General features: G+C 62.1%; 11 protein-coding genes. 1 reads left to right on the top strand and 10 read right to left on the bottom strand.

Annotated elements, in window-relative coordinates:
* Positions 1-179: 179 nt before the first annotated feature.
* The 6 genes from hisA to hisG form a co-directional block, all read right to left on the bottom strand.
* Complete coding sequence (gene hisA / locus ABD833_RS10170) at positions 180-896, bottom strand: 1-(5-phosphoribosyl)-5-[(5-phosphoribosylamino)methylideneamino]imidazole-4-carboxamide isomerase (protein WP_345072751.1); 717 nt, start codon at positions 894-896, stop codon at positions 180-182.
* A 148-nt stretch (positions 897-1,044) separates the two neighbouring features.
* Entirely contained in the window at positions 1,045-1,632 is a 588-nt protein-coding gene (gene hisH / locus ABD833_RS10165) for an imidazole glycerol phosphate synthase subunit HisH (RefSeq protein WP_345072749.1), read from the bottom strand.
* Between the two features lie 142 nt (positions 1,633-1,774).
* Positions 1,775-2,878 (bottom strand): bifunctional histidinol-phosphatase/imidazoleglycerol-phosphate dehydratase HisB, encoded by a 1,104-nt coding sequence (hisB, locus tag ABD833_RS10160; RefSeq protein ID WP_345072747.1) that lies wholly within the window; start codon positions 2,876-2,878, stop codon positions 1,775-1,777.
* Between the two features lie 130 nt (positions 2,879-3,008).
* Positions 3,009-4,058 carry a histidinol-phosphate transaminase gene (gene hisC, locus ABD833_RS10155; RefSeq protein ID WP_345072746.1) on the bottom strand — a complete coding sequence of 350 codons (1,050 nt, stop codon included), beginning with the start codon at positions 4,056-4,058 and terminating at the stop codon, positions 3,009-3,011.
* A gap of 147 nt (positions 4,059-4,205) precedes the next feature.
* Positions 4,206-5,507 (bottom strand): histidinol dehydrogenase, encoded by a 1,302-nt coding sequence (hisD, locus tag ABD833_RS10150; RefSeq protein WP_345072745.1) that lies wholly within the window; start codon positions 5,505-5,507, stop codon positions 4,206-4,208.
* 320 nt (positions 5,508-5,827) lie between these two features.
* Positions 5,828-6,679: an ATP phosphoribosyltransferase gene (gene hisG, locus ABD833_RS10145; RefSeq protein WP_345072743.1), complete on the bottom strand. Its 852-nt coding sequence runs from the start codon at positions 6,677-6,679 to the stop codon at positions 5,828-5,830.
* Positions 6,680-7,182: 503 nt separating this feature from the next.
* On the opposite strand from hisG, the gene ABD833_RS10140 reads away from it, so the two are divergent.
* Positions 7,183-8,082 carry a DUF2911 domain-containing protein gene (locus ABD833_RS10140; RefSeq protein WP_345072742.1) on the top strand — a complete coding sequence of 300 codons (900 nt, stop codon included), beginning with the start codon at positions 7,183-7,185 and terminating at the stop codon, positions 8,080-8,082.
* 133 nt (positions 8,083-8,215) lie between these two features.
* Here the strand turns inward: ABD833_RS10140 and ABD833_RS10135 are convergent, their stop codons facing one another.
* From ABD833_RS10135 to ABD833_RS10120, 4 genes are all read right to left on the bottom strand, one after another.
* Complete coding sequence (locus ABD833_RS10135; protein WP_345072740.1) at positions 8,216-10,771, bottom strand: TonB-dependent receptor; 2,556 nt, start codon at positions 10,769-10,771, stop codon at positions 8,216-8,218.
* Positions 10,771-11,469: a ribulose-phosphate 3-epimerase gene (rpe, locus tag ABD833_RS10130; RefSeq protein WP_345072739.1), complete on the bottom strand. Its 699-nt coding sequence runs from the start codon at positions 11,467-11,469 to the stop codon at positions 10,771-10,773. Before rpe ends, ABD833_RS10135 begins: the two co-directional genes overlap by 1 nt.
* 248 nt (positions 11,470-11,717) lie before the next feature.
* Entirely contained in the window at positions 11,718-12,035 is a 318-nt protein-coding gene (locus tag ABD833_RS10125; protein ID WP_345072737.1) for a hypothetical protein, read from the bottom strand.
* A 177-nt stretch (positions 12,036-12,212) separates the two neighbouring features.
* Positions 12,213-13,910: a S8 family serine peptidase gene (locus ABD833_RS10120; RefSeq protein ID WP_345072736.1), complete on the bottom strand. Its 1,698-nt coding sequence runs from the start codon at positions 13,908-13,910 to the stop codon at positions 12,213-12,215.
* Positions 13,911-13,973: the final 63 nt, after the last annotated feature.

Raw genomic sequence — 13,973 nt, 5'->3', positions numbered from 1 at the left:
GGTGGCCTCCTTCCGGATAAAGGCAATTGGTTTTTGGTGGGTGGTTGTTGGTGGGTGGCCTCCTTCCGGATAAAGGCAATCAACCAGCACAGTTTCCCACATCCAGCAGGGCTAAAAACCACCCACCAAAAACCAATAACCACCCACCAAAAACCAACAATCACCTGCCAAAAACCACTCTACAGCCAGGGCTTTAACTCTTCCAGCGTGATGGTGCCTTCGTAGATGGCTTTGCCGATGATGGCGCCGTGCATCCCGATTGCCGCCAGCGCCTCCACATCGGCAATAGTTGTGACCCCGCCACTGGCAATCAGCCGGGCCTGGGGCAAGGCGAGGCGCAGCTGCCGGTAGGTAGCCGTTGACGGGCCCTGCAGCTTGCCGTCCTTGCTCACGTCGGTGCAGATGAAGGTGGTAGCGCCGGCCTGCAGGTACTCATCAATAAACTCGGTCAGGGTCCGCTCCGACTGCTCCGCCCAGGCATTGATGGAAATATGATTGTCGCGGAAATCCGCGCCCAGCAGGATCCGGTCCGGCCCGAACGTGCGCAGCCACTGCTGTACCGTCGCGGGTTCGCGCACGGCGATGCTGCCGGCCGTAATCTGGGCCGCGCCGGCGTCGAAGGCCTGCGCCAGGGCTTCCTCACTCTGCAGCCCGCCCCCGAAGTCGATGACCAGACTGGTATGGCGAGCCAGGCGCTCCAGCACCGGCAGGTTCACCGGCTGCCGGGCCCGGGCGCCGTCGAGGTCCACCAGGTGCAGGCGCTTCACGCCGTGCTGCTCGAAGCGCTGCGCCACGGCCAGCGGATCGGAATCGTAGGTGGTTTGCCGGGCAAAGTCTCCCTCGGTCAGGCGCACGCACTGGCCATTGATGAGGTCGATAGCGGGTATTATTTCCATTTTCTGGTGCTTGGTTATTGGTGCCTGGTGCTGCGTCCGGACCTGTCATCCTGAGCCGGCGAAGGACCTGGTGGGATATGAACGACCCGTTAGAGCAAATGTCGTTCAACCGTGGTAAGGTCCTTCGCCGGCTCAGGATGACAGCCGGCTACAGCTTTAAAAAATTCTCCAGGATGCGGGTACCAACCGGGCCGCTTTTCTCGGTGTGAAACTGCACGGCGTAGAAGTTCTCGTGCTGCACGGCCGCGCTGAAGGGTGTCGGGTACTCGGCTTCGGCAATGGTGTACTCCCCGACCGGGGCGTAGTAGCTGTGCACGAAGTAGACGTAGTCTTCTTCCCGCAGCCCGGCAAACAGTGGCGAGCGGAGCTGCTGCAGATTATTCCAGCCCATGTGGGGAACTTTCAGACCTGAGGCTTCCGGAAACCGCACCACGTCGAAGGGCAGGATGCCGAGCATCTGGGCGTTGTTCTCCTCGCTGTGCCGGCCCAGCAGCTGCATGCCTAAGCAGATGCCCAGGAAGGGCTGAGTCAGGGTGGGCAACAGCTGATCGAGGCCCTGGGCCCGCAACTCCTGCATCGCCGACGAGGCTTCTCCTTCGCCGGGAAACAGAATCTTATCCGCCCCGCGAATCACGTCGTGGTCGGCCGTGAGCGTGGCCTGTACCCCCAGGCGCTCCAGCGCAAACAGCACCGACTGCACGTTGCCACCCTTGTAATCTACGACTGCTATATTCATTTGAGCAACCTTTATTATTTACTCATTTGTTTAATAAAGCTGCTTATCCAGCTGCCTGCCTTATTCTTCTCCTCGTTCGCAAATCACTGCTTAACTGACTTCAACCCAGACTTATCCAAATGTTATAACATTTGGATAAGTCTTACAGGATGCCTTTCGTGCTCGGAATTTCCATCTTCCCGGCGTCGCGCACCAGGGCCATTTTGATGGCTTTTGCTACGGCCTTGAAGATGGCTTCGATCTTATGATGCTCGTTCTGCCCCTCCGCCTTGATGTTGAGGTTGCAGCGGGCAGCGTCGGAAAAGCTCTTGAAGAAATGGTAGAACATTTCGCAGGGCATATCCCCTACCCGCTCCCGCTTGAAGTCGGCTTCCCACACAATCCAGGGCCGACCGGAGAAGTCGATGGCCGCCTGAGCCAGCACGTCGTCCATGGGCAGCAGAAAACCGTAGCGGGCCAGGCCGCGCTTGTCGCCGAGGGCCTGGGTGAAAGCCTCGCCCAGAGCAATGGCCGTGTCTTCAATGGTGTGGTGCTCGTCGATGTGCAGGTCGCCTTGTACGTCGATCTTCATATCCACGCCCGAGTGCTTACTCAATTGATCGAGCATGTGGTCGAAGAAACCCAGGCCGGTGCGCATCTGCGGGCGGCCCGCGCCGTCGAGGTTCAGCTCGATGCGGATCTTGGTTTCGTTCGTGTCGCGTTGTACTACTGCCGTGCGGGCGGGCAGCCGCAGGAATTGGTATATACTTTCCCAGCTCGTGGTGCTCAGCGCGGCGCGGTCGTCGGCTTCCTCCCGGATCAGGATCGACTGGCAACCCAGATTCTGGGCCAGCTCCACGTCGGTGAGCCGGTCGCCGATGACGAAGGAGTTCTGCAGGTCGTAGCTGCCTGCCACCAAATACTGTTGGAGCATGCCCGTGCCCGGCTTGCGGGTCGGCAGGTTTTCGTGGGGGAAGCTGCGGTCGATATGCTCGCGCACGAACTCCACTCCTTCCGAGCGCAGCACGTCGAGCATCATGGTGTGAGCCGGCCAGAAGGTTTCTTCCGGGAAGCTGGCCGTCCCCAGCCCATCCTGGTTGCTGACCAGTACCAGCTCGTAGTCCAGCTCGCGGGCAATGCGGGCCAGGCCGCTGATGGCCCCGGGCACGAACTGAAATTTTTCCCGGGTCAGGGCATCCACCTGAAAATCCGTCGGCGGCTCGATCAGGATGGTGCCGTCGCGGTCGATGAGAAGTACTTTTTTCATGATTGGCAATTTCTACTTATGTGCGGCTGAACCGGCTGCAGCAGCTCTGACTCTTCGTCGATTTGCTATTGCAACGTCAGCCCGCAAAATGCTTCGTTGGCTCAGCAGGACAACTGATGTTGCTTACTGATTAGTTGAACTCGCGCAGGGCCTGCAGCAGCTGCTCGTTTTCGGCTTCGGTGCCCACGGTCAGGCGCAGTGTGCCGGCGCAGCCGGGCTGGGTGGTGCGGTTGCGGACCACGATGCCTTTCTCCAGCAGGTAGTCATACACCGCCGTGGCATCGGGACCGAAGCGCACCAGCAGGAAGTTGGCATCCGAGGGAAACACTTCCTCCACGATGGCCAACGCCGGCAGCCGCTCCGCCAGCCAGTCGCGGCCGGTTAACAGCTCCTTGCGCATCTGCTCGAACCGGGGCGCGTCGTGCAGGGCCGCCAGTGCGTGCTGCTGGGTAGCTTCCGACACATTATACGGCGGCTTGATTTTATTGAGGTAACCGATGATTTCGGGCGAAGCGAAGGCCATGCCCAGGCGCAGGCCGGCCAGGCCCCAGGCCTTGGAAAAGGTCTGGAGCACCACCAGGTTCGGGAATTCCGCCAGCCGGGTCGTCCAGCTCGGGGCGGCGGCGAAGTCGGCGTACGCCTCATCCACGACCACCAGGCCGCGGAAGCCGCGCAGGATTTCTTCGATGGCGGCGGCGTGCAGCAAATTGCCGGTCGGGTTGTTCGGGGAACAAAGCCAGACCAGCTTCGCCCCTGAAGCCAGGATCTGCGCGGTAGCCTCGGCCGAAAGCTGGAAGTCGGCGGTGAGCGGCACCCGTTCGATGGCCACGTCGTTCAGGTTCGCGGCCACCTCGTACATGCCGTAGGTGGGCGGCAGAATCAGGATGCTGTCCTGCTGGCCGGGCGTGCAGGTGAGGCGCACGAGCAGGTCGATGGCTTCGTCGGAGCCGTTGCCGAGGAAAATCTGGGTGGGACTCACGCCTTTGAGCTGCGCCAGCTCCGCCTTCACGGCCCGCTGGTGCGGGTCGGGGTAGCGGTTGAACTGCCCGGGGCCGGCGCTGCCCAGGCTGTTTTCGTTGGCGTCGAGCATCACGCGGGCGTCGCCCTGAAACTCGTCCCGCGCCGACGAATACGGTTTCATCGCGCGGATGTTGGGGCGAATAAGGCTTTCTAAATCCATAATCACTGATTTTAACTGATGGGCGCTGATGACGCTGATTATTTTGACTGTCCTGCTGAGCTAGCCGCAGCCTCTCGCCCGCTTTGTTGAGTTACTATTCTGACATCAGCCCGCCAGATGCTTCGGCTTCGCTCAGCCTGACTGTTCTTATGAAAGCTGACCCGCCAATGACTCCAGCCGCAGGGTGACGGCGCGGGCGTGGGCGCTGAGGCCTTCGGCTTCCGCCATCGTTTCGACCACCGGCCCAATGTTGTGCAGCCCTTCGGCGGTGATACGCTGGAACGTGATTTTCTTCAGGAACGAGTCGAGCGACACGCCGCTGTAGTTGCGGGCGTAGCCGTTGGTGGGCAGCGTGTGGTTGGTACCCGAGGCGTAGTCGCCCACGGCCTCCGGGGTGAGGTGACCCAGAAACACCGAGCCCGCGCTGGTGACGCCCTCGGCCAGCTGCTCCGGATTTTTCACCGCCAGAATCAGGTGCTCGGGCGCGTACTGGTTGGAGAAGAACAGCATTTCCTCCGGCGTGCGCAGTAGAATGGCGCGGCTTTCGGCCAGGGCCTGCGCCGCCACCGCGGCCCGGGGCAGCGTGGCCAGCTGGCGCTGTACTTCGGCCTGGGTGGCTTCAAGTATCGCCAGCGAATCCGACAGCAGAATCACCTGCGAGTCGGGGCCGTGCTCGGCCTGGCTGAGCAGATCGGCGGCCACGAAAACCGGATTGGCCGACTCATCGGCAATGACCAGCACTTCCGACGGCCCGGCCGGCATATCGATGGCCACGCCGTAGCGGGTAGCCAGCTGCTTGGCGGCCGTGACGTAGCGGTTGCCGGGGCCGAAGATCTTATCCACGGCCGGCACCGATTCCGTCCCGCCGCTCAGCGCGGCCACGGCCTGGGCTCCCCCGGCTTTGATGATGGTGGTGATGTTGAGCAGCTGGGCCGTGAACAGAATAATGGGGTTCACCGAGCCATCCGACCGCGGCGGCGTGCAGAGCACCACTTCGGGGCAGCCGGCCAGCCGGGCCGGCACCCCCAGCATTAATAAGGTGCTGAACAACGGCGCGGTGCCGCCGGGAATATAGAGGCCCACGCGCTGCACCGGCACGGCCCGCCGCCAGCACTGCACGCCCGGCATCGTCTCGACCCGCTCTTCCGTGGGGCGCTGCGCCTCATGGAAACGGCGGATGTTGGCGTGGGCCTGCCGAATGGCCGTTTGCAGCTCCGGGGGCACCTGGGCGCCGGCGGCCTCCAGCTCTGCGGGCGTCACGCGCAGTCCGCCGCGCAGATCGGCCCCGTCGAGCTGCTGACCATACTCGACCAAAGCCGCGTCGCCGCGCTGGCGCACGTCGGTGAAGATCTGCTGCACGCGCTGCTCCACGTCCTGAGCCTGCTGCGCGGCGGCCCGCAACTGGAGCGCCGCCCATTCCGGCTGACTGGGATATTGAAAGATCTGCATGCGGTTAATGCGGTTAATGTGCTGATGTGGGGAATGTGATTAATGTGCTGATGTGATTTAATGTGCTGATGTGGGGAATGTGATTAATGTGATTAATGTGCTGATGTGCTAATGCGGGGAATGTGACTAATGTGCTGATGTGATTTAATGTGCTGATGTGCTAATGTGGGGAATATGCTGGGGTGCTGATGTGCACAATGTGTTGACGCGCTGATATTGAACATACTACTGACAGGCAGCACATTCTCCACATCAGCACATTACCCACATCAGCACATTAATCACATTAATCACATTAGCACATTAGCACATTAATCACATTAGCTAATCATCTTCTCAATCGGAAGGACCAGAATGCCTTCGGCGCCGACGGCTTTGAGCTGGCCGGTGATGTGCCAGAAATCGTCCTCGTTCACTACCGACTGCACCGACACCCAGCCTTCCTCGGCCAGCGGCGTCACCGTAGGCGACTTGATGCCGGGCAGCAGGGCTTTCACGGCGTCGAGGGCGGCGGTAGGCGCATTGAGCAGAATGTACTTGTTGCGCCGGGCCCGGCGCACGGCCTGCATCCGGAAGCGCAGCTGGGCCAGCAGGTCCTGCTTTTCCGCGGATAATGCCTGGTGGGCAATCAGTACCGCTTCGGAGCGGAACACGGTTTCCACTTCCCGCAGGCCGTTGCCCAGCAGCGTGGAGCCCGACGAGACGATGTCGCAGATAGCCTCGGCCAGGCCAATGCTCGGCGCAATTTCCACCGAGCCGCTGATGGTGTGCAGGTGCGCCTGCACGCCCTGCCCGGCCAGGTAGCGGCCCAGAATCTGGGGGTACGAGGTGGCAATGTTCTTGCCCTGCAAATCAGCTACCGAGCTGTAGGCTTCGTTGCGCAGCACGGCCAGCGACAGGCGGCACTTGCTGAAGCCCAGCGTTTCTACTTCCAGGTCCGGGAAGCCGGCTTCAACCAGCACGTTCTGACCCACGATACCCAGGTCGGCCACGCCGTCCTGCACGTAGCCGGGAATGTCGTCGTCGCGCAGAAACAGGATTTCGAGGGGGAAGTTGGTAGCTTCGGTTTTGAGCTTATAGGTGCTGCTGACGAAGGAGATTCCGCACTCACGAATGAGATTAAGCGAATCCTCGCTCAGGCGGCCCGACTTCTGAATGGCTAAACGAATCATGGGAATGTTAACTACTGAAGGATGATGGATGAGTGGCGCTGGCTGCGGGCGTAACCGCTATTGCGGGAAGACTGATTGCGGAGCGATAACCGGGGCGGCTTGGGAAAGCCGCAAATAGCGGTCGGGCCGCCTTTGCGGGGCGGCCGGGTCGCCGGCTAGCGGCTGACCCAACGGGGGCGATATGCTGTGTTCATTCCTCTACAAAGAGGAATGGTGGCCGGGCACATGATGGTGCGCCGCGCGCAGCCAGCCAGCGGCAACGCCCACGGTGGGGGCGGCGGCTTGGGGGCGGGTGCGGAAAAGGGGCGCGACGAGGATCATGGAGGCGAATTGCTGCGCAAATGTACAAGCGACAGACTGGGAACAAAATTTTATCCCAAATAAATTATTCAAAAACCGGACCTTTGGGCTCCCGTTTTGGGCCAACCATATCTTTGGCACTATTGTTTCGGGAGACGGGCAGTGCGCCCGTCCGGCGTCCTTTTCCAGCTTCTTCCTCTCCTATGCTTTCCTCCCGCTTTTCTGCTTTGCTCCTTGGTTGCGGCCTTGCCGGCTGCCTGCTTACCGGCCGGGCTACCCAGGCGCAGACGTACGCCGAGCAGCAGCAGCTGCCCCTGCCCCAGATGAGTCCGCACGCCGTGGTGCAGCAGACCGTGGGCCTCACCGACGTCGTTATCGACTATCACTCGCCCAGCGTGCGGGGCCGCGCCATCTGGGGGGCGCTGGTACCCTACGACCAGGTGTGGCGGGCCGGAGCCAACGAGAATACCCTGATTTCCTTCGCCGACCCGGTAACGCTCAACGGGCAGGCCGTGCCGGCCGGACGCTACTCCTTCTACGTGGTGCCCCACGACGGGCAGGACTGGGAGCTGATCCTCAACCGCGTCACGACGCACTGGGGAGCCGAGGGCTACAACGCCAAGGATGATCAGCTGCGCCTGAAGGGCACCCCGGAACCGGCGGCCATGCACGAAAACCTGCTGTACTGGTTTTCGGAGCTCAAACCCAACCATGCCCGCCTCAACCTGACCTGGGAAAAGCGCACGGTGAGTTTAATAGTCGAAACCGACGTGAACACCAAGGTGCTGGCCACCATCGAAAAAACCATTACCGCCCAGCCGAAAAACTGGCAGCTGCTGGCCCAGGCCGCCGACTATCTGGTGCAGAACAGCCTGGAGTCGGAGCTGGCCCTGCGCTACATCAACGAGTCCATCCGGCTGAAGGAAGCCTACAACAACACCTGGATCAAGGCCCGGCTGCTGGCGTCCAAGCAGGATTACGCCACGGCCATTGAGGTGGGCCGCAAGGCCATCAAGCTGGGTGAGAAGCAGGATACCGCCTTCAAAACCCAGCTCCCGGGGATGCGCGTCGCCCTCACCGAATGGCAAAGCAAAGCGTACTAAGGGAATTCTGAATTCTGAATTTTTCCGTTCAGGGTTTCAGGATAAAGTGGCAAAGCAACGGGCGGCAGTTTCACTGCCGCCCGTTGCTTTGCCAGAGGCGTTACCGAGGGGTATATCCCAATTCAGACTTCTTTTAAAATCTGGCAATCACCCGCAGGTTGACCACGCGCTGCGACAGGTAGTTGGGAACGGCGTAGGTGCGGGCATTCACGTCCTGCACGTAGCTGTAGCCGGCCACGTTGTTAGCGGCCAGCACGTTGAGCACTTCCAGGCCGACCCACAGACTTTCGAGCTGGCCGGGCCGGCGGGAGGCCTCCGGCCGGTTGCCCAGAAACAGGACTTTGGAAAAGCCCAGGTCCACGCGCTTGTAGGACCGGGTGAGCCTGGTGGTGCCGCGCTCCTCCGGCAGGGCCGGTGGGCTGAACGGCAGGCCGGTACCAAACACGAAATTCACGTAGCCTTTCACCGTTGGGTTGTTCGGCAGCTGGTCCTGGAAGAAGATGCCGAAGTTCAGCCGTTGATCCGAGGGCCGGCGGATGTAGCCCTGCGCTTCGCGCCCGCTGGCCGCCCCCTGCGCATCATAGAGCGTAATAGAGTCCCCGTCGATATTCTCGCGGGTGGTGAGCACGCCCAGGCTGAACCATGATTCCGAGCCCTTCACGAACTCGCCGCTCACCCGCGCATCGAGGCCGGCGGCGTAGGCCGTGGCGTTGTTCTTGGCGAAGTAGCGCAGGCGCACGTTATCAATATCATAGGGCACCACGTCGGTGAGGTACTTGTAATAGACCTCGCTGCTGAACTTGAAAGGCCGCTCCCACTGGCGGAAGCGCAGCTCGGTGCCGGCAATGAAATGCAGGGAGCGTTGGGCCCGCAGCTCCGGATTCAGCCCGGCCCGCTGCACCAGTACGCTCCGGGGCGTGGCACGGGTGCCGGTATTCTGGTCGCGCAGCTCCCGGTAGAATGGCGGCTGGTAGTATACGCCCGTAGCCAGCTTGAACGACAAATCAGGCCGCCGGCGGGTGATAAACGAATACTGCACCCGGGGGCTCACCGTCAGCTGCCCGTTCACGGTCCAGTAGCTGGCCCGCACCCCGTAGGTAAGCGTCCGCAGCGAATCCAGGGCCAGGGTGTGCTGGCCGTAGCCCTGGTAGCGGTAGCTGGCCAGGTCGAGGTCGGAAAGCAGCCGGGTCCGGCGATAGTCGGGCACGAAGTCGGCCGAGTCGACGTAGCGGTATTCGTTGAGCTGGTCCTGAATCTGCTCCCGACCCGCTTTCAGGCCCCAGCGCACGGTATGGCGCTGGCCCGGCGTCCAGCGCCCCCGGCCTTCGAGGGTGGCTATCCGGGCCATCAGGGTGTTGCGCGAGTGGTCGAAGCGGGAGCCCACGTCGCGCTGGCGCACGGCCTGGTTGAAGTCGGGCGAATTAGGGTCGCGGTTGATTTCGGCGAAGCTGTAGCTGGCTTCCACGTCGCGGTATTCCAGCTCGCGCGACGTCATGGCCCCCGCCAGCAGCTCGCCCTGCAGGTTGCGGGTGAAGTTGTGCTTCAAGCTCAGCCCGCCCTGGTAGGTATCGTACTGCATCCGCTCGCGCCCGTCGTAGACGATAAACAGGCGCGTAGACTGGTTGGTGGCGGTGCTGAAGGTAGCCTGGCCGGTTTCGGGGGTGAGGCGAAAATCGTTGTGGGCAAAGCTGGTCAGCAAGCTCAGGCTGGTGCGCTCCAGATCTTCCTTCGGCCCCAGCGCGGCGCTGACGTACGCCTGCCCGTCGTAGAACGTCGGGTTGTAGCCGCCCTGCTGCTGCTGAAGGGAGCGAAGCACGTAGGTGGCATTCTTGTAGCGGATGCCGGCCAGGTAGCTCACCCGCTTGTTGGGCGACACGGCCTCGACGTGCATGGTGCCGCCCACCAGACTGCCCGTAGCCGAGCCGGCAAACTGCGCGGGCTTTTTATAGTCGATGTTGAGTACCGACGACAGCTTGTCGCCGTACTTGGGCTGCCAGCCGCCGGTCGAAAACTCAATCTGGCTCACCAGATCGGGGTTGACGAAGCTCAGGCCTTCCTGCTGGGCGGCCGTAATCAGAAACGGCCGGTACACCTCAATACCATTGACGTAGACCAGGTTTTCGTCGTAGTTGCCGCCGCGCACCGAGTAGGTACTGGTCAGCTCATTGTTGGCCACCACGCCGGGCAGCGTAGTCAGGATCTTGTTGAAGTCGCCGAAGGCAGAAGGCAGCTCTTTCACCGCCCGGGGGTCGAGGCGGGTGATGCTGACCTGCTCGCGGGTGTCGGCCGCGTCGTTGCCGCCGCGCACGGTCACGTTTTTCAGGGCCCGGGCGTCGGCAACCAGCGTCAGGGTCAGCTCCTGCCCGCTGGCCAGATTCAGCGGCAGGCGCACGGCCAGATACCCCAGACGCCGGGCCACCAGCACGGGCGGCTTTCCACTCAGGGGCCGCCCCACGTTGAGGGCAAAGCGGCCGCGCTCATCGGTGCTGGTCCCGCCGGCCTGGCCCTCGATGCCCACGCCCACCAGCTCCAGGGGCAGGCCGGACGCGTCGCGTACGGTTCCCGCAACCAGGACCCGGGCGGCCTGCTGGGCCCGGGCGGCGGGCCGGGTTACGAACAGAAAAATCAGGACCAGCCAGACCACGCGGCCCGCTAGTCCTTCTACTACCCTCCGGTAACGCGGCGGCATTAGGGTTGTTCTTGGGCGGCGGCCGCCATCAGGTGAGCCCGCAGATCGGCCAGGGTTTTCACCGGGTCGGGGGAGTTGAACACGAAGCTGCCCGCCACCAGCACATCGGCCCCGGCTTCCACCAGGGCACTGGCGTTGTCGAGGGTCACGCCGCCGTCAATTTCAATCAGCGCCCCGGAGCCGTTGTCGAGCAGCAGCTCTTTGAGGTCGGCTACCTTGCGCAGGGTATTCGGAATAAAGGATTGCCCCCCGAAGCCCGGGTTCACCGACATCACGCACACCAGATCCAGGTCGGCGGCAATATCGGTGAGCACCGACACCGGCGTGTGCGGATTCAACGCAACCCCGGCCCGGCAGCCCAGGGCTTTAATCTGCTGGATCACGCGGTGCAGATGCGTACAGGCTTCGTAGTGCACGGTGATGTTGGCGGCCCCCGCGTCGCGGAAAGCAGCCAGGTAATGCTGGGGTTCCTCAATCATGAGGTGCACGTCGAGCGGCTGTTGGGCGTGGCGGTGAATAGCCTGCAACACCGGAATGCCGAAGGAGATATTGGGCACGAAGCGGCCATCCATCACGTCGCAGTGCAGCCAGTCGGCGGCGCTGGTAGCCAGCCGCTCGGTTTCAAATTGAAGGTTGCCAAAGTCGGCGGCAAGCAGAGATGGGGCCAGTAGCGGGGCCAGACGTCGGGACGGGTTCATACGACGAAGGTAACGCATTGGGGGGCAGGTTTTGGTATGGCGGGCCCCGTACGGAGACTTCCTTTTTTCACGGTTGTCATCCGGAGCCGCGCGAAGGACCTTCCTCATTCCGCACTGCAAACTCATTTCGACGCACAAAGCCCTTTTCCGCGTCAACGGAAAAGGGCTTTGCTCATTTAACGCGGCTTCTGCTTTGCCCGGAGGAAGGTCCTTCGCTTTGCTCAGGATAACCGCCGATAAACGATTTACTATTTACCTTCTACCGGCTTCTTCCAGGCTTGCCAGTCCAGGTCGCCGTTTTCGCGCTTGCGCAGGAAGTAGGTCTGGTCGTCCTTCTGGGTTTTGCCGAAGGTTACGTCGCCGCGGCAGTCGAAGCACTTGACGGAGGTGTACTTGAATTTGTCCTGGGCCAGGCGCGACGACAGGTCCAGGTTGTCGGAGCCGCACAGGCCGCAGGCGGCCACATCGGGGAAGCTGAGACGGTCGTATTCGGCTACCACTTCGTGCAGGTTGGGGCCCTGGACGGTGAAGTGAAACTGGCGGCGGCCAATACGTTTAGTAATCATGAGCTGCAACATGCTGATCAGAAGGTAAAAAGGCGAATAAAATGAAACAGGCGCTGATTCCAGCTACTTCCCAACACTAATATGGTTGGAATAATTACCAATAAAAACTAAAAGGGGGAGAAAGTCAGCTGCCCGACGTTCTCCCCTTCCCGCCGCCGGCCGAAGCCACCGCTTATTCTAGAGCTTCACGAACCGCACCGTCCGCTGGGCTTTCGCCGAGCTCACCACGCAGGTATACATTCCCTTGGCGAGGTGACCCGCTGACAGCCGGATATCGGCCGCGTTGGCCGGAGCCAGCTGTAGCTCCCGCACGAGGGTGCCCCGGGAATCGAACACCCGCACCTGCAGCGGCAGAGCGCGGAAGGCTGCCCCCAGCTGCAGATTCAGCTCTTCGCCCCGGCTGGGGTTGGGATAAATAGCCAGCACCTCGTCGGCCGGCACCGGACTGGCCGAAGCCAGCGGATTGTTAGGGTTAGCCAGGTTGTAGGCCGTGACGAAGTTGGGGATGCCGTAGCCCAGCGTATTGTTGGGCGTAGCGGCCAGGGAGCCCGAACTCTGCAGGAAGCCGATAACCTGCTGCACGGTCAGCTTGCGGTTGGCCTGCCAGAAGCCGGTAGCCATGCCCGCCATAATGGGGCAGGAAAAGGAGGTGCCGTTACTGGTGGCGGTGCCCCCGGAAGAATTCAGGACAGCCGCCTGCTGCCCCTGAGCTACCACGTTGGGCTTGATGCGGCCATCGGCCGTGGGGCCGTAGGAGCTGAACGACGCGTGGTTGCGCTGGGCGTTCACGGCGCCTACCGTCAGCACGGAATCGGCATCGGCGGGGGCCGAGATATAACGCCAGCTGGAGTTGCCATCGTTGCCGGCACTGTTCACGACCAGCATCCCGACGCGGGAAGCCACTACGGCGGCCCGGGTAGAAATAGCCGTGCGCCCGTTCATGTCGGCGTAGGTGTAATCGGTGGAGGGCGCGTCGAACGTGGTGTAGCCCAACGACGAGCTGATTACGTCGACCCCGGCGGAGTCGGCGTATTCGGCGGCGACGAGCCAGTTGGCTTCCTCCACCGGGTGCTCGGAGTTGATATCCTCGGTGATGAACAGCCGGTAGGTGGCTTTCGGGGCCGTGCCAATGAAAGTACCCGGCTGGTTGGCCGCCATCGTCGACAGACAGAGCGTCCCGTGGTTGTTGCGCAGGTACACGTTCGGGATTTTGTCGACAAAGTTAAAGGTGCTGGCCAGGCGCTGCTCCTGAAACAGGGGCGCGAAGGCCGGAATCTGATTTACGCCCGGAAAGCCCGCGTCGAAAACGGCAATCTGCATTCCCTCACCCCGGAAGTTGGCGTTGTGCATAGCCACGGCCCCAATCATCTGGGCCTGGCCGTAGGCAATACCATAGTCGGCGGGGCTTTTGGCCTGGACCTGGGGCGAAACCGGCTCGTCGGTGGGCTGGCGCGGGCCGGCCAGCCCGCGGTTGAGCGTCTGCGCGCCCTGCACGCAGCTCAGATTGCGAATCAGCGTCAGCGTAGCCGAGTCGCAGGAAACGACGGCGGCGTTAAACCAGCGGGACGTATACCAGAGCTTGGCGCCGGCTACGGCCTTCACCTGAGCCACGTAAGCCGGGTTCACGGGCAGGTCGCGGGGCTTGAGCGCGATGCCCTGCCGGGTACGCCGCTGCAAAGCCCGCCCCGATAAAAAAGCCTGGGGCTGGCTGAGGCTGAAGGGCGAATTCGCCTTGTTGGTGAAATAGATCAGGTGCTTGCGCACCGTGGCCGCGGAGGGCCGGGCAGACGGGCCATCGGTTGGCTCCGCTGCAGCCAGCGTAGTTCCCGCCCCGGCCCAGAGCCCGGTGAGAAGAAGGAATTGGGAAAAGCGCATGAAGAAGAGTGAGAGTGGACGTACGGAAAGATACGGATTTGACGAGGAGTTACGCCCTGATAA

Source organism: Hymenobacter fastidiosus (assembly GCF_039539565.1).
GTDB lineage: Bacteria > Bacteroidota > Bacteroidia > Cytophagales > Hymenobacteraceae > Hymenobacter > Hymenobacter fastidiosus.
This window is presented reverse-complemented; position numbering and strand designations above follow the sequence as displayed.

Bases quoted from the DNA above. Each gene is read 5' to 3' on its own strand.
- hisA (WP_345072751.1), bottom strand. From the start codon at position 896: ATGGAAATAATACCCGCTATCGACCTCATCAATGGCCAGTGCGTGCGC.
- hisH (WP_345072749.1), bottom strand. From the start codon at position 1,632: ATGAATATAGCAGTCGTAGATTACAAGGGTGGCAACGTGCAGTCGGTG.
- hisB (WP_345072747.1), bottom strand. From the start codon at position 2,878: ATGAAAAAAGTACTTCTCATCGACCGCGACGGCACCATCCTGATCGAG.
- hisC (WP_345072746.1), bottom strand. From the start codon at position 4,058: ATGGATTTAGAAAGCCTTATTCGCCCCAACATCCGCGCGATGAAACCG.
- hisD (WP_345072745.1), bottom strand. From the start codon at position 5,507: ATGCAGATCTTTCAATATCCCAGTCAGCCGGAATGGGCGGCGCTCCAG.
- hisG (WP_345072743.1), bottom strand. From the start codon at position 6,679: ATGATTCGTTTAGCCATTCAGAAGTCGGGCCGCCTGAGCGAGGATTCG.
- ABD833_RS10140 (WP_345072742.1), top strand. From the start codon at position 7,183: ATGCTTTCCTCCCGCTTTTCTGCTTTGCTCCTTGGTTGCGGCCTTGCC.
- ABD833_RS10135 (WP_345072740.1), bottom strand. From the start codon at position 10,771: ATGCCGCCGCGTTACCGGAGGGTAGTAGAAGGACTAGCGGGCCGCGTG.
- rpe (WP_345072739.1), bottom strand. From the start codon at position 11,469: ATGAACCCGTCCCGACGTCTGGCCCCGCTACTGGCCCCATCTCTGCTT.
- ABD833_RS10125 (WP_345072737.1), bottom strand. From the start codon at position 12,035: ATGATTACTAAACGTATTGGCCGCCGCCAGTTTCACTTCACCGTCCAG.
- ABD833_RS10120 (WP_345072736.1), bottom strand. From the start codon at position 13,910: ATGCGCTTTTCCCAATTCCTTCTTCTCACCGGGCTCTGGGCCGGGGCG.